Origin of the sequence: Streptomyces vinaceus (assembly GCF_008704935.1) — a bacterium.
In the GTDB taxonomy this organism is placed as follows: domain Bacteria; phylum Actinomycetota; class Actinomycetes; order Streptomycetales; family Streptomycetaceae; genus Streptomyces; species Streptomyces vinaceus.
The window spans coordinates 4,590,206-4,615,396 of record NZ_CP023692.1; the positions used below are offsets into that span (position 1 = coordinate 4,590,206).

Below are 25,191 nucleotides of genomic sequence, written 5' to 3' on the forward strand. Positions count from 1 at the left end.
CCGGGTGGACTTGCCGGACTTGGCGGTCACCGGATCAGTTCCCGTACGCCTTGGCCGCGTCCGCCTCCAGTCTGGCCTGCGTGCCCGCCACGTCCGACGGGTTCGCCAGGAAGTCCTGGAGCGCCTTCCACTCGCCGGCCCCCGGGGTCCCGCCGAACGCCGCCGGGGCCTGGTCCGACATGTCGAAGCGGAAGTCGTCGCCCGCCGCGATCAGGGCCTTGGCGATGTCCCGCTGGATGTCGTTCGGATAGGCCTTCAGGTCCACCGACTTGTTGGGGGAGACGAAACCGCCCTCGCGGGCCTGGATCTCCGCCGCGTCCGGCGACGCCAGGAAGGTCAGCAGCGCCTGCGCCCCCTTCGACGGCTTCAGCGCGACCGCCACGTCACCGCCCGAGACCACCGGCGGCTTGGCGCCGACCGAGGGGAACGGGAACACGAGGGCGTCCTCGCCGACCTTCGCCTCCGTCTGCGCGATGTTCACCGCCACGAAGTCGCCCTCGAAGACCATCGCGGCCGCCGGACGGTCGCCGCCGGTGAAGGTCTGCGTGACCGACTTCGGGAACTCGGTGGCCAGCGCCCCGCTCGCCCCGCCCGCCAGGAAGTCCTTGCGCCCGAAGAGCTCGCCGAGCGTGGTCAGCGCCTGCTTGACGCTGTCGTCCGTCCACTTGATCTCGTGCTTGGCCAGCTGGTCGTACTTCTGCGGACCCGCCTGGGAGAGGTAGACGTTCTCGAACCAGTCGGTGAGGGTCCAGCCGTCCGCGCCGGCCACCGAGACCGCCGGCTTTCCGGAGGCCGAGAGCGTGTCCGCCGCGTCCACCAGCTCCTTCCAGGTCTTGGAGGGCTCCACGCCCGCCGCCTTGAAGGCCTTCGCGTTGTACCAGATCAGCGACTTGTTGGCGGCCTTGTAGTACACGCCGTACTGGGTGCCGTCGACCGCGCCCAGCTTCTTCCAGCCGTCCGCGTAGTTCGCGTCGAGCTGCGCCTTGGCCTCCGGGCCGACCGGCTGCACCCACTTGTTCTGCACGGCCGCGGTCAGGGCCCCGACCTGCGGGAGCAGCGCCACGTCCGGCGGCTGGCCGCCCGCGATCTTCGTACCGAGGAAGGTGACGATCGGGTCCTGCGCCGGGACGAAGGTGACCGTCGCGCCGGTCCGCTTCTCGAACTCCTTGAGGACCTTGGTGAAGTTCGCCTGCTCCGGGCCCGTCCAGACCGCCGCGACCTCCAGCTTCTCCCCGTCCAGCTTCGGTAACGCGACCGGCGGCCGGGCCTGCGGGGACGACTCGGCGCCCTGCGGCGGGTCGGACTTCCCGCCCCCGTCCCCGCACGCGCCGAGCGCGAGCGCGCCCGCGGCCGCGAGGGCCGTCCAGGCGACCGCGCGCCTCGTTCTCCGCCCGCCGATACGGCTGCGGTCCTGCGTACGGCTCGTTCCGTGCCTGCGCATGGCTCTGCCCCCGATGCCCGTGGTGTGCCCGTGGTGCGACCTGTCGTGTGACTCGTCCCACAAGGTCTACGCCGAGCCGCGTACCCCCGCAATACCGCGTCGAACCGCGGAGCGGGCCTGCGGGCGGGCTCGCGGCAGGGCTCAGGGCGCGGGCGGGAACAGCACGGGTATCGCCGAGACCAGGTGCGAGGCCCGGTCCAGGGCGCTCGCCAGCAGCGCCAGGTCGGTGGGGCCGTTGCCCAGCTCGCGCACGGGCCGGCGGGCCGGGGGATCACCCATCCGCTCCCACTCCACCGGCACCACCGTCGGCCGCTGCGTCGCCGTCCGCGGGATCCGGCCGGTCACCCGGCCGCCCTGGAACGGGACCGTCCGCCCGTCGGCGTACCGCAGCCGGCCGCGGCCGGGGCCCGGCTGGTCGGGGGCGTCCAACTCGATCCGCAGCGGGTTCGCCCGGGCCAGCTCGGTGTCGGCCGTACGGTCGGGGCGGGCGCTGGTGGCCACCAGGTGCACCCCGAGCCGGGCGCCCTCGCGGGCCACCGCGTCCAGCGCCCGTACGACGGACCCGGCGGCGGGGCGGCCCGTACTGCCGAGACCCGGCGCGACCAGCGCGTCGAAATCGTCCACCAGCACCACCAGACGGGGCAGCGGACCGGGGCCGACCGGGTCGGTGCGCACGGCGGAGGCGCGCAGCCGCAGCGTGCCGGTGCGCTGGGTGTCGAGGTCGCCGAGCAGCTCGCCCGGGCTGGGCTGGCGGGGCGCGACCATCCGGTCGGACAGCTCCCGCCGGGCGTGCCACTCGGCGAACGCCACCCCGTCCAGGAGTTCGGCCCGGCGTTTCAGCTCGGCCCCCAGGGCCTGGGCGAACTCCCGCATCCGGACGGGGTCGGCGGCCACGAGGTGCGCGCAGACGTGCGGGAGCTCGGTGCAGGGCTGGAGCCCGTCGCCGCGCTCGCCGCCGGCCCCGTCGAGGAGCAGCAGTCCGAGCCGGTCGGGGCGGGCCGCCGCGGAGAGGGAGGCGGCCACCGAGCGCAGCAGCTCCGTACGGCCGCTGCCGGCGGGCCCCTCGATGAGCAGGTGCGGGCCGTCCTGGACCAGCTCGGCGCCGACCGGGCCGCGCCGACCGCTGCCGAGCACGAGCTCGACATGGCCGCCGACGCCCTGCCCCTGGTCGGTGGCGGCGGCCCAGCGGGCCATCAGGGAGGCCGGGGTGGCCCGGGCCAGCCCCAACTCGTCCAGCAGACGGGCCGTGTTCGGGAGGGCGGCGGCGAGGGCCGGGCGGGGGCCGGAGGGGGAGGGCTCGGCGCGCAGCGGGGCCAGGGCCCGGGCGAAGCGCTCGGCCCAGGCGGCGGAGACGGCGTCGGCGGTGGCGGTGGTCCCGGGCGGGACCGGCTTGCCGCCGCTCACCGCGAACGTCCGCACGGTGGTGGCCACGTCGCCGCTGAGCAGGGCGGCCGCACCGCAGGTACGGAAGGCGGGGCCGCTCGCGCAGGCCGCCTCGTACGTCTCGGTGACCGGCGAGGCGGGCGTGGCGGCCGGGGTCTCGGCGAGGACGAGGAGGTGGATCCCGGCGGCCGGGCCGTGCGGGGCCAGCCGGCCGGTGATGTCGCGCAGCGCGGCGGCGCCGGGATCGCCGTCGACGACGAGGAGCGTGGAGGGGCCGTGGCGGGGGTCGCCGAGGGGACCTTCGTCGAGGCGGCGGGTCAGCTCGGCGGTACGGGCGCCGGCCTGGTCGCGGTCGTACGCGAGGAGCAGGCGGCAGTCCTGGCCGTGCGCGGGCCGTACGTGCGGCAGCCAGCCGAGCCAGCCCCAGTCGGCGCGCCGCTCGGGCAGGGGCCGGGCGCGGTCGGCGGCGAGGAGCACGATCTCCAGCTCGCCGGGCCCGTGCAGGGCGGCGAGCTGGGCGATGACGGAGCGGGCGAGGCCGGTCAGCCGGGCGCGGGGCCCGGCGATGCCGAGTGCGCCGACCTCCTCGAACGCGATCCGGCTCCCGGCACCGAGCCCGACGTCGAGCCGCCCCGGCGGCCGGGACCACAGCCGCCGGGTGGGCCCCAGCGCGGCGAGCAGCAGCGCGGCGGGATCGTCGGCGTCGGGCGCGGCGGCCGTGACGGCTCCGGAGGCGGTGCCTTCGTACCCCGGCTCCTCCTCCCCCCGGACCCACTTGCGGGCCCAGGCCCCGAGACCGCGCTTGCGCGGCCGCTGCGCGGCTCCGCCGATGCCCTCGGGGGCGCCGGGGGTTCCTGTGGCTCCGGGGGCTCCGGGGGTTCCTGTGGTGCCGGGGGCTCCGTACTCCGCCGCGGCCCGGCCCGTACCGGGCGCGCCGATGTGCAGGCCGGGGCCCGACCCGACCCCGGAGGCCGCGACGTTCCACCCGGCCCCGTGGGTGCCGGAGTCGGGGCGCGGCCCGGAGCGGTGCTCCTGGGGGTCGGGCGAGGAGCCCTGGTTCCGGGAAGGAGCGGAGGGGGCGGAGGACCCCCGCGGTTCGGCGGCGGGGCCGCCGGCCGGGCCGGGGCCGCCGCTCCACTCCGAGGCGGAGGCTTCGGCGGCCGCGTCGGGCGGGGCCGGGAGCGGGCCGGCCGGGAGGGACAGGTGGCCTTCGAGGTCCGGGACCAGGGGCAGGGGGGCCGGGGCGTCCGGGGCCAGGCGGAGCGTCGATTCGCCGATGCGCAGCAGCGCCCCCGGCGCCAGCGCCACCGGCTGCGCGCCCACCGCGGCGCCGTCCACCGTCGTACCGTTCGTCGAGTCCAGGTCGGCCACGGCCACCCGCCCGCCGGGCATCACCGTCACGGCGCAGTGCAGTCGCGAGACGTCCGGATCGTCCAGCGGGACATCGGCGTCGGCCGAGCGCCCGATCCGGATCGCGCCCGGGTGCAGCAGGTGCACCCCGCCCGCGTCCGGCCCCGCCACCACGTGCAGCTGGGCGCCGTCCGCACCGGCGGGCAGGACCTCCCCGTCCGGCAGGACGCCCGGCACCGGCGCGTGCAGCCCCAGCACCGCCCCGTCCACCAGCGGCGGCTCCCCGAGCACGCGGCGCTGGAGGTCGAGGCGCTCGGTACCGGCGTACAGCACGACCGTGCCGCCGGTGTCGGGCCCGCCGACGGTCGCCGCGAGCCCGGAGGCCACGGCGGCGAGCGCGGTGCCCACGGGCGCGGTGACGAGCACGTCACAGCCGGCGGGCGCGGTCTGGTGGCCGCTGCGCGACCCAAGGACGGTCAGCCGGATCTGCATCGCCGTCAGCGGTCCCTTCTGCGCGGTGCGCGGTGCGTGCGCCCGGCAGGGGTACGACGGGGCACGGCCGCCCCATCAACCCCCCACCCGGCACGGCGCGTCGTCCGGTCAGGTCTGCCCGGAACGCGGGCTCCCGTCCCGGCCGTTCCGTACGGGTGCATCCTCGCACCTGTCACCGACAACACGCCCGGCACCCGGCAATAAATGATCTTGAATGATCACGCCGTGCGCGTGTCGCGTTCGCGCCCGGGCGTGCGCCCCGGCCGAAAAGTGGAGCACGGCCGGGGAAAATCGCCCCCGGCATACCCCTCAAACCTCACCCTTCGTACAAATGTGCGGCAACCAACCTCCGGCACCCCGCGTCTTCCCCGACGACACCCCCTAGAGTGGGCCGGAAAAAGAAGCACGAAAACGAACCACAGCAGGACGACAGCAGGGAGCGCGAGACGTGCGGCCAGTCGGCAGCAAGTACCTGCTCGAGGAGCCGCTCGGACGCGGCGCCACGGGCACCGTCTGGCGTGCCCGCCAGCGGGAGACCGCCGGCGCGGAGGCGGCAGTCGCCGGGCAGCCCGGTGAGACCGTGGCCATCAAGGTCCTCAAGGAGGAGCTGGCCCAGGACGCGGACATCGTCATGCGCTTCCTGCGCGAGCGCTCGGTCCTGCTGCGCCTGACGCACCCGAACATCGTGCGCACCCGCGACCTCGTCGTCGAGGGCGACCTGCTCGCCCTGGTCATGGACCTGATCGACGGCCCGGACCTGCACAAGTACATCCGGCAGAACGGCCCCTTCACGCCGGTCGCCGCGAGCCTGCTGACCGCCCAGATCGCGGACGCGCTCGCCGCCAGCCACGCCGACGGCGTGGTCCACCGCGACCTGAAGCCCGCCAACGTCCTGCTCGACGAGCGCGGCGGCCAGATGAAGCCGATGCTCACCGACTTCGGCATCGCCCGCCTCGCCGACTCCCCGGGTCTGACGCGCACGCACGAGTTCGTCGGCACCCCCGCGTACGTGGCCCCGGAGTCCGCCGAGGGCCGTCCGCAGACCTCCGCCGTCGACATCTACGGCGCCGGCATCCTGCTCTACGAACTGGTCACCGGGCGCCCGCCGTTCGCCGGCGGCACCGCCCTCGAAGTCCTCCACCGCCACCTCAGCGAGGACCCGCAGCGGCCGCCGAACGTGCCCGAGCCGCTCTGGATCGTCATCGAGCGCTGCCTGCGCAAGGAGCCGAACGAGCGCCCCAGCGCCGAGAACCTGGCCCGCGGGCTGCGCGTGGTCGCCTCCGGCATCGGCGTGCACAGCGCCCCCTCCGAGGTGGAGGCCGCCCTCGGCGTCGGCGCGCTGCTCGCGCCCGACCCCTCGCCGGCGCCGGTCCCGCAGACTCCGGGCGTCGGCGCCGCCGACCCGACCCAGGTGCTGCCCGGCCGCGTCGGCGCCGCCTCGCCGATGGGCGCGTACGACCCGAACGGCATGACCAGCGTGCTCCCGCCGGTCGGCGCGGCCGACGCCACCTCCGTGCTGCCCAGCACGGGCGGCCCCGGCGGCCCGGGCGCGGACCCGACCTCGGTCATGCCCCCGGTGCAGCAGCCGGACCAGCCGCACCCCTGGCAGTCCCAGATGCGGGCCGCGCGCGACCGCAACGAGCAGACGCAGATGCAGTACCTCGACCCGAGCGAGGACCCGCTGCGCCGGCGCCCGCAGCGGCAGGCGCCCCCGCCGCCGCAGCAGCGCCCCCAGCAGCCGCCGCAGTACCGCCAGGGCCCGCCGCCCCAGCAGTACCAGCAGCAGCCGCCGCAGTACCAGCAGCCCCCGCAGCAGCCGTACTACCAGCAGCAGCCGCCGCCTCAGCAGTACCAGCAGCCGCAGCAGGCTCCGTACCAGCAGCAGCCCCAGCGGCAGCCTCAGCGGCAGGCGCCCCCGCAGCAGCAGCCCCCGCAGGCCCCGCCGCAGCGCGCGCCCCGGGAGCCGCGCGAGCCGCGCCCGCGCAGCGCCAACCCGATCAAGATCCCCGGCCTGGGCTGCCTCAAGGGCTGCCTGGTCATGATCCTGCTGTTCGTGGTGGCGGGCTGGCTGGTCTGGGAGCTCACCCCGCTCCAGGAGTGGGTCGGCACCGGCAAGGGCTGGTGGGACCAGCTGTGGACCTGGGGTTCCGACATCGTGGACTGGGTCACCGCGCTCGGCGACTCCACGGGCAGCGGCGGCTCGGGCGCCGGCGCGCCCTGAACCGGGCGCCCGTAGCGCCGGGTTGTTGATTTGTCGACTTCCGGGACGTGATTTCGCCCCCAGAAGTGAAGGTCGCCGTGTTCCGGGGCGTTCAACCCCCATCCGGCCGCGTAGCTTTGGTGCGTACGCCAGCCGCTGAGGGAGCAGTCGTGGCACGGAAGATCGGCAGCCGGTACACCGCGCACCAGATCCTGGGGCGCGGCAGCGCGGGCACGGTGTGGCTGGGCGAGGGGCCGGACGGGCCCGTCGCCGTCAAACTGCTGCGCGAGGACCTCGCCTCCGACCAGGAACTGGTCGGACGCTTCGTCCAGGAGCGCAGCGCGCTGCTCGGCCTGGACCATCCGCACGTGGTGTCCGTCCGCGACCTCGTCGTGGACGGCAACGACCTCGCCCTGGTCATGGACCTCGTACGCGGTACGGACCTGCGCACGCGCCTCGACCGGGAGCGCCGGCTCGCCCCCGAGGCGGCCGTGGCGATCGTCGCGGACGTCGCGGACGCGCTGGCGGCGGCCCACGCGGCGGGGGTCGTGCACCGGGACGTGAAGCCCGAGAACGTCCTGCTGGACATGCAGGGGCCGCTGGGGCCCGGCGGTTCGCATCCGGCACTGCTGACCGACTTCGGCGTGGCCAAGCTGATCGATTCACCGCGCCGGGCGCCCTCCGGGGCGCCGGGAACGCGGGCCTCCGCACCCACGACGCGGATCATCGGCACGCCGGACTACCTGGCTCCGGAGATCGTGGAGGGTCTGCCGCCGCGGGCGGCGGTGGACATATACGCGCTCGCGACGGTGCTGTACGAGCTGCTGGCGGGCTTCACCCCGTTCGGCGGGGGCCACCCGGGCGCGGTCCTGCGCCGGCACGTCACGGAAACGGTGGTTCCGCTCCCCGGCATCCCGGACGAGCTGTGGCAGCTGATGGTGCAGTGCCTGGCGAAGGCGCCGGCCTCCCGCCTGCGCGCCTCGGAGCTCTCGCTGCGCCTGCGGGACCTGCTCCCCCTCCTGGCCGGGATGCCGCCGCTGGACGTGGACGAGCCGGACGAACCGGAGCCGGACCCCTCGTCGGCGGAGCCCGCCGCGGAGGCCGAGTCGACCACGCCCCGGCGGCGGGGCGTGGTCCCGCTGGTGCCGGGCTCCGCGACCGACTCGAACAGGGACACGCACACCTCGATGCGGGTACCGGGACCGGACGAGCTGGCCGGGGGCGCGCTCGGCACGGCCCGCGTGCCGCGCCCCGCGGGCGGCCACCGCCCGGGCTCGGCCCGCCACCGCGCGGAGACGGCCCGCAAGCGGCGCCTGGCGCTGACGGCGGGGGCCGTGGCGCTGGCCGCGGCGCTCGGCGTGGGCGCGTGGCTGGCCGCCTCCGGCGACGAGCCCCCGCCGCAGGACACCAAGCACTCCACCCCGGCCAGGCCGTAGCCGTAGCCGGGTGCGGGGGAGAGGCCCCCCCCGCACCCCGGGTCCGGGCGGCGCTACGCCTCCACGAGCTCCGGGTGCCAGCGGCGGGCCACCGCCGGGTGGGCCCGGGTCCAGCCCTTCAGCTCGTTGCGGCCGTACTGCGCGTGCAGCGGGTTCGAGGCGTCGTGCGCGACTCCCGGCGCCGACCGCAGGTACTCGCCCGGCACCGTCTCGATCACCGCGTCCAGCCGCGGGTTGTAGAAGAACGGCACCGAGTAGCGCTCCACCGCGCCCGGCGGGCTGATCACCCGGTGGTCCGTGGCCACCAGGTACCCCTCCGTCGCGATCTCCAGCAGCTCGCCCAGGTTGACCACGAAGGCCCCCGGCAGCGGCGGGATGTCCAGGAACCCGTCCCCCTGCCGTACCTGGAGCCCGCCCACGCCGTCCTGCAGCAGCAGGGTCAGGAACCCGTAGTCCTTGTGCGCCCCGACCCCCTGGCCGGCGCCCGACGGGGCCGATCCGGGGTAGCGGATCAGCTTCGTGTGCAGGTGCGGCCGGTCCGCGAACGCCGCGTCGAAGAAGTCGGACGGGGCCCCGATCGAGGTCAGCAGCTCCCGCAGCAGCCGGTGGGCCACCGCCGCCAGCCGCGCCTGCCACTCCAGCACCACCGGCCGCAAGTCCGGCAGGGCCTGCGGCCACTGGTTGGGGCCCTCCAGCCACAGGAACGCCGGGTCGTCCGGGCCCAGGACCGGCGCCGGCCGCTCGGCGCCGACGTCGAGCTGGTCGCGCCAGTCGGAGGCGCCGCCGGTCAGCTCGTGGCCGATGCGGGTGTAGCCGCGGAAGTGCGGCGAGTTCAGATTGCTCACCGCGAGCCGGTCGGCCTCCGGCAGGGCGAAGAAAGCCCTGGTCAGCTCCAGGATGCGGGCCGTCTCGGCCTCGGTGATCCCGTGCCCGGTGAGGTACAGGAAGCCGGTGTCCCGGGCCACGGCGTGCAGCTTCTTCAGGAAGTCGGCCCGCTGGGCCGGGTCGTCGGCCTGGGACAGGTCGATGACGGGAAGCGCCGGAGCTGCGGAATCGGCGGGAAGATCGGTGTGCGCGGACGGCATGACGGCTCCGTTTCGGATGTCACGGGGTCCTGTTCCCCAGAGGTGTCGGGGCAGCGGATGGGGAGGGCCGCCGGCAGGGATGGCGCCGGAGCCGCTTGGGCCGCGTACAGGACCAAGTCGGATCGGGGTGGATCAGGCTTGGGGATGGTCCGGCGGCAGACAGCTCGTCGTCGTGACACGCATGTGGTCCACATGGCGGCGCTTGACGAGGAGCAGAGTCATACCGGCAGCGTACGCCCGTTCCTCCGTTCATCAGAACGGGTGAACCGGCCTGCCCGGACGGCGCCGCCCGCGGACCGGCTACGCTGGACCCGTGGCAGTCGTCGATGTTTCCGAAGAGCTGAAGTCCCTCTCCTCGACCATGGGGTCGATCGAGGCCGTCCTGGACCTCGACAAGCTGAGGGCAGAAATCGCCGTGCTTGAGGAGCAGGCCGCCGCGCCGTCCCTGTGGGACGACCCGGAGGCCGCTCAGAAGATCACGAGCAAGCTGTCGCACCTCCAGGCGGAGGTCCGCAAGACCGAGACCCTGCGCGGTCGCATCGACGACCTCGCGGTGCTGTTCGACCTCGCCCAGGAGATGGACGACGCGGACACCCTCGCGGAGGCGGAGACCGAGCTGGTCTCCGTGCGCAAGGCGCTGGACGAGATGGAGGTCCGCACCCTGCTCTCCGGCGAGTACGCCGAGCGCGAGGCGCTGGTCAACATCCGCGCCGAGGCCGGAGGCGTGGACGCCTCCGACTTCGCCGAGCGCCTGCAGCGCATGTACCTGCGCTGGGCCGAGCGCCACGGCTACCCCACCGAGATCTACGAGACCTCGTACGCGGAAGAGGCCGGCATCAAGTCGACCACCTTCGTCGTCAAGGCCCCGTACGCCTACGGCACCCTCTCGGTCGAGCAGGGCACCCACCGCCTCGTGCGCATCTCGCCCTTCGACAACCAGGGCCGCCGTCAGACGTCCTTCGCGGGCGTCGAGGTGCTGCCGGTCGTCGAGACCAGCGACCACGTGGAGATCGACGAGACCGAGCTGCGCGTCGACGTGTACCGCGCCTCCGGCCCCGGCGGCCAGGGCGTCAACACGACCGACTCGGCGGTGCGCATCACGCACCTCCCGACCGGCATCGTCGTCTCCTGCCAGAACGAGCGCTCGCAGATCCAGAACAAGGCCAGCGCCATGAACGTGCTCCAGGCCAAGCTGCTGGAGCGGCGCCGCCAGGAGGAGCAGGCCAAGATGGACGCCCTCAAGGACGGCGGCAGCTCCTGGGGCAACCAGATGCGCTCCTACGTCCTGCACCCGTACCAGATGGTCAAGGACCTGCGGACGGAGTTCGAGGTCGGCAACCCGCAGGCGGTGCTCGACGGCGAGATCGACGGCTTCCTGGAGGCCGGCATCCGCTGGCGCAAGCAGCAGGAGCAGACCGCGTAACGGCGACGGACGTACGGAAGGGCCCGGACACCTCAGGTGTCCGGGCCCTTCCCGCGTCTGATGTCCGTCTCCGCCGTCTACGCCGTCTGCTGGGCCAGGAGGGCCAGAGCCGCCACGAGGACCACCAGGAGCACGATGAGCGCCAGGGGGTTCAGACCGCCGAAGGGGCCTTCCTGCTGCTGGAGGCGCTCCCGGTTCGCCCGGCACACCGGGCAGCGGCCCTGGCTGACGGGCGCGGCGCAGTTCGCGCACACGAGCCGGTCATACGTCATGCGCTCTCCTCCTCTCGTCCCCTGGAACAACGAACAACGTGAACAACGTCTGAAGGAACGACCGCGTTCCCCTACCACTGTGCCAGCTCCGGCGACATTCGGCGCGGCCCGTCCGGGCAATCACGGACCATCCCGTGACGATCCCCGCCCGGACCAGGGGATATATCGGGCAACTCCGGACGCCGGGCCCCCACCTCCCGCCCGTTCGCGTATGGTCACGCACACCGACTCCGCACACCTACTCCGGCGACCGTGGTGCACCCGTGATCCGATTCGACAACGTCTCCAAGTCCTACCCGAAGCAGAACCGCCCCGCACTCAGAGATGTCTCCCTGGAGATCGCGAAGGGCGAGTTCGTCTTCCTGGTCGGCTCCTCCGGCTCCGGCAAGTCCACCTTCCTGCGGCTGGTGCTGCGCGAGGAACGGGCGAGCCACGGCCAGGTCCACGTCCTGGGCAAGGACCTCGCCAAGCTCTCCAACTGGAAGGTCCCGCAGATGCGGCGCCAGCTGGGGACCGTGTTCCAGGACTTCCGCCTGCTCCCCAACAAGACGGTGGCCGAGAACGTCGCCTTCGCCCAGGAGGTCATCGGCAAGCCGAGGGGCGAGATCCGCAAGGCCGTCCCGCAGGTCCTGGAGCTCGTGGGCCTCGGCGGCAAGGAGGACCGCATGCCCGGCGAGCTCTCCGGCGGTGAGCAGCAGCGCGTGGCCATCGCCCGCGCCTTCGTCAACCGCCCGGCCCTCCTCATCGCGGACGAGCCCACCGGCAACCTCGACCCGCAGACCTCGGTCGGCATCATGAAGCTGCTGGACCGGATCAACCGGACCGGCACCACCGTGATCATGGCCACGCACGACCAGCAGATCGTGGACCAGATGCGCAAGCGCGTCATCGAACTCGAACAGGGCCGACTCGTGCGCGACCAGTCGCGCGGCGTCTACGGCTACCAGCACTGAAAGGCCCTTAGGACGTCATGCGCGCCCAGTTCGTCATGTCGGAGATCGGCGTCGGTCTCCGCCGCAATCTCACCATGACCTTCGCGGTCATCATCTCCGTGGCCCTGTCGCTGGCCCTGTTCGGCGGCTCCCTGCTCATGCGCGACCAGGTGAGCAAGATGAAGGGCTACTGGTACGACAAGGTCAACGTCTCGATCTACCTCTGCAACAAGAGCGACGCGGAGGAGAACGGCGAGAGCGGGAGCAAGGCCTGCGCCAAGGGCGCGGTCACCCCCGATCAGAAGCAGCAGATCGAGACCGACCTGAAGAAGATGGAGCTCGTCGAGACCGTCCACTACGAGTCCTCCGACGAGGCCTACAAGCACTACAAGGAGCGCTTCGGGCACACCGCGCTCGCCTCGGTGGTCACCCCGGACCAGATGCCCGAATCCTTCCGGGTGAAGCTGAAGCAGCCCGAGAAGTACCAGGTCATCACGACCGCCTTCGCCGGCCGCGACGGCGTCCAGTCGGTGGAGGACCAGCACCAGGAGCTGGACAATCTCTTCACGATGCTCGGCTACCTCAACCTGGCCGCCCTCGGCATCATGCTCATCATGCTGATCGTGGCCCTGCTGCTGATCGTCAACACCGTGCGCGTCTCCGCCTTCAGCCGCAGGCGCGAGACGGGGATCATGCGGCTCGTGGGCGCCTCCAGCTTCTACATCCAGGTCCCGTTCATCATGGAGGCCGCCTTCGCGGGCCTCGTCGGCGGCGTGTTCGCCTGCGTGATGCTCGGCGCCGGCCAGTACTTCGTCATCGACCACGGCGCCTCGCTGCGCACGAAGATGGAGCTGATCAACTTCATCGGCTGGGACTCCGTGTTGACGAAGCTGCCGTTGGTGCTGGTCATCGGGGTGCTGATGCCCTCCCTGGCCGCCTTCATCGCATTGCGCAAGTACCTGAAGGTGTGACAAGCGCCCCGTGTGAGGTCCGTCCAACCCGCCGTGCCCCCACGGGCCTTGTCCTAGACTCGGCGCCATGCCGGCTCTGCCCGCCTTCTGTCTCCGGCCCCGCGACCTGCGTCGCGGGGCCGTTCTGACGTTGGCCTTCATCGCCGCCGTGGGCACCGCCGCGAGCACCGGCTGCTGGGAGCGCGCGGACGCCGTCGGCGCCGCGGGAGGCGGGTTAACGGCCGCCGCCGGTACGCGGGACCCCGCGGCCGCCGGCACCGGCGCTCCGCCGGAGAGCGGCGCCGCGACCGCCGACCGCGAGGCCGTCGCCCGCGCCGCGGCCGAAGCCGTCGCCGAGGGCAAGTCCGGCAAGAAGGCCGCCCAGGAGGTGGTCAGCCGCAGCGGCGACCGCTGGGGCATGGTCTACGACCAGGGCGAGTACAGCGCCTTCACCGACGACCTCGACGGCCGCTGGACCGGCGTCGGGCTCTGGATCGAGAGCCGCAGCGACGAGCGCATCGCCGTCGAGAAGGTTCAGCCCGACAGCCCCGCCGCCCGCGCCGGCCTGCGCGCCGGCGACCGGCTCCTCAGCGTCGACGGCCACCCCGTCACCGGCCTGCGCGTCTGCGACGTGGTCGCCCTGCTGCGCGGCGGCGCCGGCACCCCGGTCGCCCTCCGCCTCACCCGGGACGGCGCCGACCTCACCGAGACCCTGCGCCGCGAGCAGCTGCACACCGAGCCCGTGACCGTACGGGAGCTCCCGGGCGGGATCACCGTCATCAAGGTCTCCTCCTTCAGCCGCGGCTCCGGCGAGAAGGTCCGCGCCGCCGTCCGCGCGGCTCCGGCCGGCTCCGGCTTCATGCTCGACCTGCGAGGCAACCCGGGCGGCCTGGTCACCGAGGCCGTGACGGCCGCCTCGGCCTTCCTGGACGGCGGGCTGGTGGCCACGTACGACGTACGGGGGGCCCAGCGCGCCCTGTACGCGAGCCCGGGCGGGGACACCGCCCGGCCCCTGGTGGCGCTGGTCGACGGCGGCACGATGAGCGCGGCGGAGCTGGTCACGGGCGCCCTCCAGGACCGCGGCCGCGCGGTGGCGGTGGGTACGAGGACCTTCGGCAAGGGCTCGGTGCAGATGCCGACGCCGCTGCCGGACGGCTCGGTGGCGGAGCTGACGGTGGGCACGTACCGCACCCCGGCGGGCCGCAGCCTCGACGGCACCGGCATCACCCCGGACCTGGCGGCCGGCGACGGGGTCGAGGAACGGGCCCGCACGGTATTGGGTGGCCTCGGGGTGGGTCCGTAGTGCGAAAATGACCGCACTATGGCTAAGGAAAAAGGGCGCAAGCTGATCGCCCAGAACAAGAAGGCGCGGCACGACTACACGATCATCGACACCTACGAGTGCGGCATCGTGCTCACGGGTACCGAGGTCAAGTCCCTGCGTCAGGGCCGTGCCTCGCTGGTGGACGGCTTCGTGTCGGTGGAGAGCGGCGAGGCCTGGCTCTACAACGTGCACGTGCCGGAGTACAGCCAGGGCACCTGGACCAACCACAGCGCCCGCCGCAAGCGCAAGCTCCTCCTGCACCGCGAGGAGATCGACAAGCTGGACTCGAAGACCGGCGAGACGGGCAACACGATCGTGCCGCTCTCGCTGTACTTCAAGGACGGCCGGGCGAAGGTCGAGATCGCGCTGGCCAAGGGCAAGAAGGAGTACGACAAGCGCCAGGCCCTGCGTGAGAAGCAGGACACGCGCGAGACGAACCGGGTGATCTCGGCCGTGAAGCGCAAGGAGCGCGGTCAGCTGTAATCTCCTGGCATGCGGTGGTCCACTTCGCGTACCATGGCGTCAGCACCGCCCCCCGGGGTGGAGCACTTTGTTAACAAAACATGGGGATGATCGGTTTCGACAGCGGATGTCGATGCAGGGGAAGCGAGCCGAGGAAGCGGCAATGATCTCGCTAACCACATGTCGCAAAAAATAATCGCCAACTCCAAGAGCGATAACTCCCGCTTCACCCTCGCTGCCTAATAACAGTGAGCTGAAGCCTCTGTGAGGAGCGTCAGCCCGGAAGTGGTCCCGGTCCGGATCCTGGCGTCAACTAGGGATCTAAACCTCTAGCCCCGGTCACGGGGGTTGGAGGGAAACCAAACAGTGACTGAGCCCGTCGGAGACTTGTCCGTGTGATCTCCGGGGCCGAGAAAAGCGCAGCGGACTGCGCTCGGAGAAGCCCTGCTTCTGCACCGTTGGACGCGGGTTCGATTCCCGCCATCTCCACTCATCCCATGTGGGCGAAGGCCCCGCAGCCGTCAGGCTGCGGGGCCTTCGTCATGTCCAAGGGGCTACAGGGAACGGTAGATCTCGCGACGGTGGCCGACTGCCACGACCCATACCGTGACGACGAGCTCGCCGTGCGGGCCCTCCTCCAGGGTGTAGACGGCGCGGTAATCGCCGATCCTGAGCCGCCAATGCGCGGTGTGGCCTTGGAGCGCCTTGATGTCGAAGGCGTCCGTGCTGCCGGCGTCCAAGGCCTGTTGCAGCTCGGCCAGCCGACGCAGGATCCGGATCGCGTCCGACTGGGGGATCTTGCCGAGTTCCCGGCGGGCGGCGGCCCTGAACCGGGTCAGGTGCCGACGCTCGGTCACGCACCACCACGCAGGATTTCGGCCGTCATCTCTTCCAGGCTGAGGGAAGTGCCGTCATCTTCGGTACGGGCGGCGTCGACCAGCTTGGACAGCCATGCCTCCTCGGCCGATTCCTCGATCGCCTTGAGACGTCTGTACTCGTCGATGTCGAGGACGATTCCCTCCTCTTTGCCCCGCCGGGTCACGATGGTGGGCGTGTCTTCCCGCCGAGCGCGGTCGAGTACGTCCGCAAGGTGCGCACGTACCTCGGCCATCGATTCGATCACAGGCTCACTCATGTAACCAATGTACTGGATGTACATAACCGCGGTCTGCGCAGTCCGTCACTTGGCGCGAGTGGCCGTCATGCCCGCTGCCAGAGCCGCGACGGCAGCCGCCGCCGGGAGGGCGTAGGGGGTGGTGGGGCCCAGGTGGTCCACCAGGGAGCCCGCCGCGGCCGAGCCCAGGGCTATGCCCGCCAGGATGGCCGTCACCGCCAGGGTCATCGACTCGTTCAGGCGGCCCTCGGGGGCGAGGGCGTGGACGCGGGACATCGCCGTGACCATCGTCGGGGCCGTGGCCATGCCCGCCAGCAGGAGGGCGGCCGCCAGGAGGGGCAGGGAACCCGTGGCGGCCGCGGCCCAGGGGAGGGTCAGGGCCGCCGCCAGGGCGAGCAGGCAGGTGCGCAGGCTGCGCGGGCGGCGGGCGCCGTAGAGCAGGCCGGCCGCGCAGGAGCCCGCCGCCTGGAGGGACAGGACCAGGCCGGTGGCGGCGCCCAGGCCGCGTGCGTCGAGGTGGGCGATCGAGGTGACCTCCATCGAGCCGAACAGCACGCCCAGGGGGGCGAAGAGGGCGAGCACCGGCATCAGCGCGCCCAGGGGGGACCTTCCGGCGCGGGGCGCCGAGGGCGGCGGCTCCGTACGGCGCTGGGAGGTGAAGACGAGCATGCCCGTCAACAGCAGGGCGGCCGCCGTGAGCGTGCCCGCCTCCGGGAAGAGCGCCGAGCAGAGGAACGCCGCCACCACCGGGCCGAGCATGAAGCACAGCTCGTCGGCGGCCTGTTCGAAGGACATCGCCGTGTGGTGCGCGGCGGGGGAGTCGCGCAGCAGGTGGGTCCAGCGGGCCCGGGACATGCCGCCGATGTTGGGGGTGGTCGCGGTGGCGGCGTACGCGGCGAACAGGGTCCAGGCGGGGGCGTGCGTACGGACGCACAGCACCAGGGCCGCCGAGCCCAGCACCGCGATCAGCGTCGCGGGGACGGCGATCCGGGCCTGTCCGTACCGGTCGACCAGGCGGGCTGTCCACGGCGCGACCAGCGCCGTGGCGGCCAGCCCGGTGGCGGTGACCGCGCCGGCGAGGGCGTACGAGCCGCGCTGGCCGGCGATCATCATGACCGCGCTGATGCCGAACATGCCCATCGGTAGGCGGGCCAGCAGGTTTCCGGCCGTGAAGGCGCGGGTCCCGGGGTGGGAGAAGAGGCGGGTGTACGGGCCCTGCGGGCGGAGCGGTCGGCGGCGGTGCGGGGCGGGGGCTATCACGAGCGTCGAGCCCGTCACGGTCATCAGCGGCGGCATGGTCCAAGGTTCCGGCGCCCGGTCCCGGGGCGTCCAACACCTGTTCCGGAGCCATTCACCCGGTTCTGTTGTTAGTCTCCGCGGGTGATACCCCGTGATGTGGAACCCCGCCTGCTGCGCGGGTTCGTCGCCGTGGCCGAGGAGTTGCACTTCACCCGCGCCGCCGCCCGCCTGTACGTCGCCCAGCAGGCCCTCAGCCGCGATGTGCGGCGGCTGGAAACCGCCCTGGGCGCGGGGCTGTTCGTACGGACCACCCGCGCCGTCGAACTGACCGCCGACGGGGAGCGGCTGCTGCCCCTGGCCCGGCGGGTGCTCGCCGCGCACGAGGAGCTGGCCGCCGCCTTCGCCTGCGCCGGCCCCCGCCCGCTGCTCGTCGACCTGAACACCGACGGGCCGAGCACCGCCCGCACCGTCCTGGAGCGGGCCCGCGAACTCGCCCCGGACTGCGAGCTGATGGCCCGCTTCGAGAGCGGGCTCACCTACGCCGCCGCCGAGGTCGCCGCCGGACGGCTCGACGTCTCCTTCGGGTACGCCGACGGGCTGGACCCGGCGCTGCGGGCCCGCCTCGCGCACCGGCCCGTACGGTACGAACCGCTCGCGGTGCTGCTGCCCGAGGGGCATCCACTGGCCGCGCGGGCCGCCGTGGAGCTGGACGCGCTGGCCGGGGAGGCCGTCTACGCCGGGGCGGGCAATCCGCGGACCCTGGAGTGGACCGGGCTCGCCCGCGAACTGCTGGAGGCCCGCGGGATCGCCCTCGCCCCGCCCGCGCCCGTGGCCATGGGCAAGGACGAGTTCCGCCGGGTCATGGCCAAGACCCGCCATCCGGTCCTGGTGACGGTGGACTTCGTCGACCTGCCCGGGAGCGTGAAACGGCCGCTCGTCGACCCGGTGCCGCTGTCCCCGCTGTCGATGGTGTGGCGCAGGGGCTTCGGCCACCCCGGGCTCGACGCGCTGCACCGGGCCGCGGCCGCCCTCGGCGCCGAGCGGGGCTGGCTGGACGTGCCCCCAAGCAGCTGGCGCCCCGCCGCGCTCACAGGCGGCCCCGGCGGGGGGTGAGTGCAAGGTTTCCCACCGGTCATCCGGCGGGGACCGGGGCCGAAACGCGCCGTTCCTACGGTCGTCACCACGGACGCGACAGCTGTGGAGGCCTGTGATGACCGGTACGACCGCACCGCGCGGGGAGCGCGCGGGGGGCCGCTGGATCGAGCGGTGGGAACCCGAGGACGAGACCTTCTGGAAGGAGTCCGGGGAGCGCATCGCCCGCCGGAACCTGCTCTACTCCGTGCTCAGCGAGCACATCGGCTTCTCCGTCTGGACCCTGTGGTCGGTGATGGTGCTCTTCATGGGCCCCGCGTACGGGATCGACCCGGCCGGGAAGTTCTTCCTCATCGGTACCGCCACCTTCGTGGGCGCCTTCGTCCGGGTGCCGTACACCTTCGCCGTCGCCCGCTTCGGCGGCCGCAACTGGACCGTCGTCAGCGCCCTGCTGCTGCTCGCGCCCACCGTCGCCGCGCTGGTCGTCATGGAGCCGGGGACCTCGTACGGGACCTTCCTGGCCGTGGCCGCGCTGACGGGCGTGGGCGGTGGGAACTTCGCCTCCTCCATGACCAACATCAACGCCTTCTTCCCGCTGCGCAAGAAGGGCTGGGCGCTCGGCCTGAACGCCGGTGGCGGCAACATCGGCGTGCCCGTCGTGCAGCTCGTCGCCCTGCTGGTCATCGGGACCGCCGGGGCCGGGCACCCGCGGCTGCTGCTCGCGGTCTACCTGCCGCTGATCGTGGCCGCCGCCGCGCTGGCCCTGCTGCGGATGGACAACCTGGCAGCCGTACGGGGCGACACCGGAGCCGTTCGCGAGGCGGTCCGCGACGCCCACACCTGGATCATGGCCTTCCTCTACATCGGCACCTTCGGGTCCTTCATCGGCTACAGCTTCGCCTTCGGGCTCGTCCTCCAGACGCAGTTCGGCCGCACCCCGCTCCAGGCCGCCTCGCTCACCTTCGTCGGGCCGCTGCTGGGCTCGCTGGTCCGGCCCGTCGGCGGCGCCCTCGCGGACCGGTTCGGCGGCGCCCGGATCACCCTCGCGACGTTCGTGGCGATGGCGGCCGCGACGGGAGTCGTCGTATACGCCTCGGGCGAGGAGTCCCTGCCCGTCTTCCTCGTCGGGTTCGTGGCGCTGTTCGTGCTCAGCGGGCTCGGGAACGGCTCCACGTACAAGATGATCCCCGGCATCTTCCGGGCCAAGGCGCTCGCGCGGGGCATGGAGGCGCAGGCGGCGGCCGCGTACGGGCGCCGGCTGTCCGGCGCCGCCATGGGGCTGATCGGGGCGGTCGGCGCACTCGGCGGCCTCGGCATCAACCTGGCCTTCCGGCAGGCGTTCTCGGCCTCCGGGTCGGGGACGGCCGCCTTCGTCACCTTCCTCGGCTTCTACGCGGCCTGCTGCGCGCTGACGTGGGCGGTATACCTTCGCCGGCCCGCCCCCGCGGTGCTCCCGACGGCCGGGCCCGAGGCGAAAGCGCAGCTCACGTCGGTGTAACGGCGGTTTACGGGCACGAAATACGGCGGAACCGAGCCTGACACGGCCACTTGACAGGCTCGGTTGCGTTCTCGCGACACGTGTCGCGCGATGTGATACCGACCCACTGGGCAAGGCAGGTCACCATGGACGACACGCGCACCGCCGCCGCAGCCGCGACGACGGGCCCCCTCGCGGGATTCACCGTCGGGGTCACCGCCGCCCGGCGGGCGGACGAGCTGATCGCCCTGCTGCGCCGGCGCGGGGCCACGGTCGTGCACGCCCCGGCCCTGCGGATCGTGCCGCTGGCCGACGACAGTGAACTGCTCGCGGCCACCAAGGAGTTGATCGGCTGCGCGCCGGACACGGTGGTCGCCACCACCGCGATCGGGTTCCGGGGGTGGATCGAGGCCGCCGAGGGGTGGGGGATCGGCGAGGAACTGCTGGCCCGGCTGCGGGCCACCGAACTGCTGGCGCGCGGCCCGAAGGTGAAGGGGGCCGTACGGGCCGCCGGGCTGGTGGAGACGTGGTCCCCGCAGTCGGAGTCGCTGGCCGAGGTGCTCGACCGGATGCTGGCCGGCGGGGTCGCCGGGCGGCGCATCGCCCTCCAGCTGCACGGGGAGCCGCTGCCCGGGTTCGTCGAGGCGCTGCGGGCGGCCGGGGCCGAGGTGGTCGTGGTCCCCGTGTACCGGTGGATGGCCCCGGAGGACCTCGCGCCGATGGACCGGCTGCTGGACGCGGTGGCCGCCGGGGTCGGCGCGGTCGACGCGGTGAGCTTCACCTCCGCCCCGGCGGCGGCGTCGCTGCTCTCGCGGGCCGAGGAGCGGGGGATGACGCAGGCGGTGCTCGCGGGGCTGCGGGGGGACGTGCTGTCGGCGTGCGTGGGGCCCGTGACGGCCCTGCCGTTGCAGGCGCGGGGGGTGGACACGGTGCAGCCGGAGCGGTTCCGGCTGGGGCCGCTGGTGCAGCTGCTGTGCCAGGAGCTGCCGGGGCGGGCGCGGGTGCTGCCGGTGGCGGGGCGCCGGGTGGAGATCCGGGGCCACGCGGTGCTGGTGGACGCGCAGCTGCGGGCGGTGCCGCCGGCGGGGATGGCCCTGCTGCGGGCGCTGGCCCGCCGGCCGGGGTGGGTGGTGAACCGGGCGGAGCTGCTGCGGGCGCTGCCGGGGGCGGGGCGGGACGAGCACGCCGTGGAGACGGCGATGACCCGGCTGAGGGGGGCGCTGGGGGCGCCGAACCTCGTCCAGACGGTGGTGAAGAGGGGGTACCGGCTGGCCCTGGACGCCGGGGAGTGCAGCGGTGGCTCCGCCGGTTGAACCCGCCGGGCGCCGGGGCCGCGGCCGGGGGGCGCGGCCCCGGCGCCCGTGCCTTCCTCGGGGCGGACCGGGTGCCGCGCCGCACCGGGGATCCGCTCCGGACGCCCCGCCGGGGGTGGAGGTGGCGGCGGGGGTTGGTTAGCGTGCTCGGGTGATCATTGACGGGGTGGAGATGCGGGGCGTCCGGGTCGAGGACGCCGCCGGACTGGCCGACACGCTGGCGCGCAACCGGGCCTTCATGGCGCCCGTCGAGCCGTGGCGCTCCGAGGTCTTCTACACCGAGGCGGGGCAGGCCGCCCGGATCGAGGCGCTGCTCGCCGAGCGCGACGGCGGCCGCGGGGCCTCGTACGTGCTGGTCGAGGCCGGCTCCGGCGCGCCCGTCGGGATGATCAACCTCGGCGGCATCGCCCTCGGGCCCCTCCGCAGCTGCGGCGTCGGCTACTGGGTCGACCGGGCCTGGCACGGCCGGGGACTGGCCACCGCCGCCGTCGAGGAGGTCTGCCGGATCGCCCGCGACGAGATCGGGCTGCACCGCGTCGAGGCCGGGACGCTGGTCGACAACCTCGCTTCGCAGCGGGTCCTGGCCAAGGCCGGGTTCGAGCGGTACGGGCTCGCCCCCCGCTACCTGCACATCAACGGCGCCTGGCGCGACCACATCCTCTTCCAGCGCCTCCTCCACGACGACCCGCCCCCCTGAGGGGCGCCCGGCCCCCGTTCGGGGGGTTCCGCATCGCGGCGGGGCGCGGCACTCTGAGAGGCACGCGCACCCCCCAGCCAAGAGGCGGTGACGGGCATGTGGTTCGAATCCGGACGGGTGTGCCTGGACCTGGTGGCCACCTTCGCCGCCCCCGCGGGCGCCGAGGAGCTCCGCGACGGCGACGAGCTGCGGCTGTGGCTCGCCGGAGCCGGGCTCGTGCCCGACCGGACGCCGATCGCCCGCGTGGGACCCGACTGGGTGGAGGCCTTCCGGGCGCTGCGCCGCGACGTCGGCAGCCTCGTACGGGCCGAGCTCGCCGGGGCCGGCCCCGACGGGGGCGCGCTGGCCCGGGTCAACGCGCTGGCCGCCGGTCCACCCCCGGCACTGTGTGCCGTACAGGACCAAGAGGGGCACCTCGTGCGGGAGTTGTGCGGCGGGGTGGAATGCGGCGCGCTGCTCGCCGCCGTGGCCCGCGACGCCGTCGAACTGCTCACCGACCCCGGCGAGCGGGACCTGCTGCGCTCCTGCGAGGGGGACGGCTGCACCCGGGTCTACCTGGACACTTCGCGCGGGCACCGGCGGCGCTGGTGCTCCAGCGAGCTGTGCGGCAACCGCGAGCGGGTCGCCCGGCACCGCCGCAGGGTTCTCGCGGCCCGCCCCGGGTAGCGATCGGGGGGCGGCCGGACGGCGTACGGGCAGTGATCTTCGCCCGGTCACCGGAACGGGCGTGCGGACAGGGCGCCGGTTCGCGTACGGTTGACGGTCGCCCATGCACGTCAGAAGGGGGCCTTGGTGGCCGCGCAGAATGCCGCTGTCGACAGCACGGCGGATTCCGTCCGCGATCGGGAGATCGCGGTCGAGCAGACGCATCTGGACCAGGTGTACCGCCGCCTCGAAGAGAAGATCGACGAGGCCGAGTTCCTGATGAACGACGCGGCCAAGCGCGGTCAGGTCGGCACGCCCGGCGCCCTCGCCGAGCGCGACGCCCAGGTCTTCCGGGCCGGTATCCACCTGAACCGGCTGAACAACGAGTTCGAGGACTTCCTCTTCGGCCGGATCGACCTGGTCCTCGGCAAGGACGGGGAACGCGGCCCCGACGGCGCGTACACCTCCGTCGAGCCCGCCGACGACGCGATCCGCGCGGACCTCACCGCCGACATCGCCGAGACGCTCCACATCGGGCGCATCGGCGTGCTCGACGCCGACTACGCGCCGCTCGTCATCGACTGGCGCGCGCCGGCCGCCGCGCCGTTCTACCGGTCCACGCCCAAGGACCCGGGCCGTGTCATCCGGCGCCGCGTCATCCGCTCCAAGGGCCGCAAGGTGCTCGGCGTCGAGGACGACCTGATGCGCCCCGAGATCACCGCGTCCCTCGACGGCCGGGAGCTGCCCGCCATCGGCGACGGCGCCCTGATGGCCGCGCTCGGGCGGGCCCGTACGCACTCGATGCGGGACATCGTCTCCTCCATCCAGGCCGAGCAGGACCTGGTCATCCGGGCCCCCGCCGCCTCCGTCGCCGAGGTCGCGGGCGGGCCCGGCACCGGCAAGACCGCCGTCGCCCTGCACCGCGCCGCCTACCTGCTCTACCAGGACCGGCGCCGCTACTCCGGCGGCATCCTGATCGTCTCGCCGACCCCGCTGCTCGTCGCCTACACCGAAGGCGTGCTGCCCTCGCTCGGCGAGGAGGGCCAGGTCGCCATCCGGGCGCTCGGCTCGCTGGTCGACGGCGCCGAGGCGACCACGTACGACGAACCGGCCGTGGCCCGCGTCAAGGGCTCCTCGCGCATGCGCAAGGTCCTCCACAAGGCCGTCCGGGGCGCGCTGGAGCTCGGGGACGCGCCCGAGCGGCTGCGCGTGGTGGCCTTCGGGCGGCGCCAGGAGCTGGAGGCCGACGAGCTGAACCGGATCCGGCAGAACGTGCTCAGCGGCACCGCGCCGGTGAACCTGCTGCGCCCGCGCGCCCGCAAGCTGCTCCTCGACGCCCTGTACGCGAGGTCCGGCGGGGCCGGCCGGCACAGCGATCCGGAGCTGGCGGCGGAGCTGCGCTCCGCGTTCGACGAGGACATCTCCACCGAGGACGCGTTCATCGACTTCCTGAACGCCTGGTGGCCCGAGCTGACCCCGCGCGGGGTGCTCGCCGCGATGGCCGACGAGCGCCGCCTCGGCCGCTGGGCGCGCCGGGTCCTCAACCCGCGCGAGACCCGCCAGCTGGCCCGCTCGCTGCGCCGGCTGGGCCCGGACGGCAAGGGCCCGCTGTCGGTGCACGACGTGGCGCTGCTGGACGAGCTCCAGCTGCTGCTCGGCGCGCCGGCCCGGCCCAAGCGCAAGCGGCAGCTCGACCCGCTGGACCAGCTCAGCGGGCTGGAGGAGCTGATGCCCACCCGCGAGGAGACCCAGTGGGAGCGGGCGGAGCGGATCGCGGCGGAGCGCACGGAGTACGCGCACGTGATCGTCGACGAGGCGCAGGACCTGACGCCGATGCAGTGGCGGATGGTCGGCCGCCGGGGCCGGATGGGCACCTGGACGGTGGTCGGCGACCCGGCGCAGTCCTCGTGGACGGATCCGGAGGAGGCGGCCGCGGCGCGTGACGAGGCCCTGGGGTCCCGGCCGCGGCGCCGGTTCACCCTGACGGTGAACTACCGCAACCCGGCGGAGGTCGCGGAGGTCGCGGCCCGCGTGCTGCGGCTGGCGATGCCGGGCATGGAGCCGCCGACGGCGGTCCGCTCGACGGGTCTGGAGCCCCGTTTCACGGCCGCCGGCGAGGATCTGGGCGCGGCGGTCCGCGAGGAGACGCGCAGGCTGCTGGAGCAGGTCGACGGCACGGTCGGCGTGGTCGTGGCCATGGACCGGCGCGCGGAGGCCGCGGGCTGGCTGGCGGACCTGGGGGAGCGGGCGGTGGCGCTCGGCAGCCTGGAGGCCAAGGGCCTGGAGTACGACGCCACGGTGGTCGTCTCCCCGGCGGAGATCGCGCAGGAGTCCCCGGCGGGCCTGCGGGTCCTGTACGTGGCGCTGACCCGCGCGACGCAGCAGCTGACGGTGGTCTCCGCCGGCCGCGACGAGCCCGACGCGGACGGGGTGCCGGCGCTGCTGAAGCCGTAGGGCGGCGCCGGTCCGTGCTCGCCGGGAGCGCGTGGCACGGATGGCTCGCGGCCACACGCGTGGTGAGACGAGGTCAACCCCCTGGAGGGGGATCGCTTCCGGCGATCCTTTGTTAGCCTGGGTACGGCACCGACTCGATCCAAGCCCCCGGGCCCAACCTTCGTCGCTTAGAGCGACCACTTGCCGCGAGGCGAGCATGGCGGGTCGGTGTCATAGACGTTCATACAGGTCCGCGCCCCTCGGGTTCCGAGGGGCGCGGACCTTTTTCGAACGGGCCTACGCTTCCGAACGCCTGATCTATCTCGTATGGTGGAAGTGTCTTTCCGAAATTTGTAGCTGGTTACCTTGTACTGGCTGGTAGGTGGGACGATCGGACAACAGGTCCTGCCGCACCTGCCGTGCGTGGGGCC

Annotated in this window: 20 protein-coding genes and 1 other RNA gene; 14 read left to right on the forward strand and 7 right to left on the reverse strand. The window is 73.5% G+C overall.

What is annotated here, in order from left to right; genetic code table 11:
- Positions 1-34: 34 nt before the first annotated feature.
- Together CP980_RS20685 and CP980_RS20690 are read right to left on the reverse strand one after the other, a co-directional pair.
- Complete coding sequence (locus CP980_RS20685; protein ID WP_150528793.1) at positions 35-1,441, reverse strand: ABC transporter substrate-binding protein; 1,407 nt, start codon at positions 1,439-1,441, stop codon at positions 35-37.
- A 141-nt stretch (positions 1,442-1,582) separates the two neighbouring features.
- Positions 1,583-4,666, reverse strand: a complete 3,084-nt coding sequence (locus CP980_RS20690; RefSeq protein ID WP_150528794.1) for an FHA domain-containing protein — start codon at positions 4,664-4,666, stop codon at positions 1,583-1,585.
- Positions 4,667-5,114: 448 nt separating this feature from the next.
- Here CP980_RS20690 and CP980_RS20695 point away from each other — a divergent pair, with 448 nt between their 5' ends.
- Together CP980_RS20695 and CP980_RS20700 are read left to right on the forward strand one after the other, a co-directional pair.
- Complete coding sequence (locus CP980_RS20695; protein ID WP_132754827.1) at positions 5,115-6,887, forward strand: serine/threonine-protein kinase; 1,773 nt, start codon at positions 5,115-5,117, stop codon at positions 6,885-6,887.
- Positions 6,888-7,036: 149 nt separating this feature from the next.
- Positions 7,037-8,302, forward strand: coding sequence for a serine/threonine-protein kinase (locus CP980_RS20700; protein WP_132754829.1), 1,266 nt, complete (start codon positions 7,037-7,039; stop codon positions 8,300-8,302).
- A 53-nt stretch (positions 8,303-8,355) separates the two neighbouring features.
- Here CP980_RS20700 and CP980_RS20705 read toward each other — a convergent pair whose 3' ends face one another.
- Complete coding sequence (locus CP980_RS20705) at positions 8,356-9,387, reverse strand: isopenicillin N synthase family dioxygenase (RefSeq protein WP_150528795.1); 1,032 nt, start codon at positions 9,385-9,387, stop codon at positions 8,356-8,358.
- 313 nt (positions 9,388-9,700) lie between these two features.
- Here CP980_RS20705 and prfB point away from each other — a divergent pair, with 313 nt between their 5' ends.
- Positions 9,701-10,810, forward strand: coding sequence for a peptide chain release factor 2 (gene prfB / locus CP980_RS20710; protein ID WP_099891960.1), 1,110 nt, complete (start codon positions 9,701-9,703; stop codon positions 10,808-10,810).
- 77 nt (positions 10,811-10,887) lie between these two features.
- On the opposite strand, the gene CP980_RS20715 is transcribed toward prfB, so the two are convergent.
- Positions 10,888-11,082 (reverse strand): hypothetical protein, encoded by a 195-nt coding sequence (locus tag CP980_RS20715; protein WP_030161346.1) that lies wholly within the window; start codon positions 11,080-11,082, stop codon positions 10,888-10,890.
- Between the two features lie 263 nt (positions 11,083-11,345).
- Between CP980_RS20715 and ftsE the strand changes: the two genes are divergently transcribed.
- From ftsE to ssrA, 5 genes are all read left to right on the forward strand, one after another.
- Positions 11,346-12,035 (forward strand): cell division ATP-binding protein FtsE, encoded by a 690-nt coding sequence (gene ftsE / locus CP980_RS20720; protein WP_048476194.1) that lies wholly within the window; start codon positions 11,346-11,348, stop codon positions 12,033-12,035.
- Positions 12,036-12,052: 17 nt separating this feature from the next.
- Positions 12,053-12,985: a permease-like cell division protein FtsX gene (gene ftsX / locus CP980_RS20725; RefSeq protein ID WP_132754833.1), complete on the forward strand. Its 933-nt coding sequence runs from the start codon at positions 12,053-12,055 to the stop codon at positions 12,983-12,985.
- A gap of 67 nt (positions 12,986-13,052) precedes the next feature.
- The gene (locus CP980_RS20730) at positions 13,053-14,267 is read left to right on the forward strand and encodes a S41 family peptidase (protein WP_132754835.1); all 1,215 of its coding nucleotides are present in this window, start codon (positions 13,053-13,055) and stop codon (positions 14,265-14,267) included.
- Between the two features lie 18 nt (positions 14,268-14,285).
- On the forward strand, positions 14,286-14,771 hold the full coding sequence (gene smpB, locus CP980_RS20735; RefSeq protein ID WP_099891966.1) for an SsrA-binding protein SmpB: 486 nt from the start codon (positions 14,286-14,288) through the stop codon (positions 14,769-14,771).
- An 82-nt stretch (positions 14,772-14,853) separates the two neighbouring features.
- Positions 14,854-15,242, forward strand: a transfer-messenger RNA (tmRNA) gene (ssrA, locus tag CP980_RS20740).
- Positions 15,243-15,304: 62 nt separating this feature from the next.
- Here the strand turns inward: ssrA and CP980_RS20745 are convergent.
- The 3 genes from CP980_RS20745 to CP980_RS20755 are packed head-to-tail and all read right to left on the reverse strand — an operon-like array spanning position 15,305 to position 17,160.
- Entirely contained in the window at positions 15,305-15,607 is a 303-nt protein-coding gene (locus CP980_RS20745) for a type II toxin-antitoxin system RelE family toxin (protein WP_150528796.1), read from the reverse strand.
- Positions 15,604-15,885 (reverse strand): type II toxin-antitoxin system Phd/YefM family antitoxin, encoded by a 282-nt coding sequence (locus CP980_RS20750; protein WP_229907052.1) that lies wholly within the window; start codon positions 15,883-15,885, stop codon positions 15,604-15,606. The genes CP980_RS20745 and CP980_RS20750 overlap by 4 nt, the downstream gene beginning before the upstream one ends.
- 45 nt (positions 15,886-15,930) lie before the next feature.
- Positions 15,931-17,160, reverse strand: a complete 1,230-nt coding sequence (locus CP980_RS20755) for an MFS transporter (protein WP_373312886.1) — start codon at positions 17,158-17,160, stop codon at positions 15,931-15,933.
- 84 nt (positions 17,161-17,244) lie between these two features.
- Between CP980_RS20755 and CP980_RS20760 the strand changes: the two genes are divergently transcribed.
- The 6 genes from CP980_RS20760 (at position 17,245) to CP980_RS20785 (ending at position 24,781) form a co-directional block, all read left to right on the forward strand.
- Positions 17,245-18,216 carry a LysR family transcriptional regulator gene (locus CP980_RS20760; RefSeq protein ID WP_132754839.1) on the forward strand — a complete coding sequence of 324 codons (972 nt, stop codon included), beginning with the start codon at positions 17,245-17,247 and terminating at the stop codon, positions 18,214-18,216.
- 97 nt (positions 18,217-18,313) lie between these two features.
- Positions 18,314-19,693, forward strand: coding sequence for a nitrate/nitrite transporter (locus CP980_RS20765; RefSeq protein WP_150528797.1), 1,380 nt, complete (start codon positions 18,314-18,316; stop codon positions 19,691-19,693).
- A 125-nt stretch (positions 19,694-19,818) separates the two neighbouring features.
- Positions 19,819-20,985, forward strand: a complete 1,167-nt coding sequence (locus CP980_RS20770) for a uroporphyrinogen-III synthase (RefSeq protein WP_150528798.1) — start codon at positions 19,819-19,821, stop codon at positions 20,983-20,985.
- A 172-nt stretch (positions 20,986-21,157) separates the two neighbouring features.
- On the forward strand, positions 21,158-21,682 hold the full coding sequence (locus CP980_RS20775) for a GNAT family N-acetyltransferase (RefSeq protein ID WP_132756005.1): 525 nt from the start codon (positions 21,158-21,160) through the stop codon (positions 21,680-21,682).
- Between the two features lie 96 nt (positions 21,683-21,778).
- A complete protein-coding gene (locus tag CP980_RS20780) occupies positions 21,779-22,348 on the forward strand; it encodes a CGNR zinc finger domain-containing protein (RefSeq protein ID WP_132754845.1) in 570 nt (189 codons plus the stop codon).
- A 126-nt stretch (positions 22,349-22,474) separates the two neighbouring features.
- Positions 22,475-24,781, forward strand: coding sequence for a HelD family protein (locus CP980_RS20785; RefSeq protein ID WP_150528799.1), 2,307 nt, complete (start codon positions 22,475-22,477; stop codon positions 24,779-24,781).
- Positions 24,782-25,191: the final 410 nt, after the last annotated feature.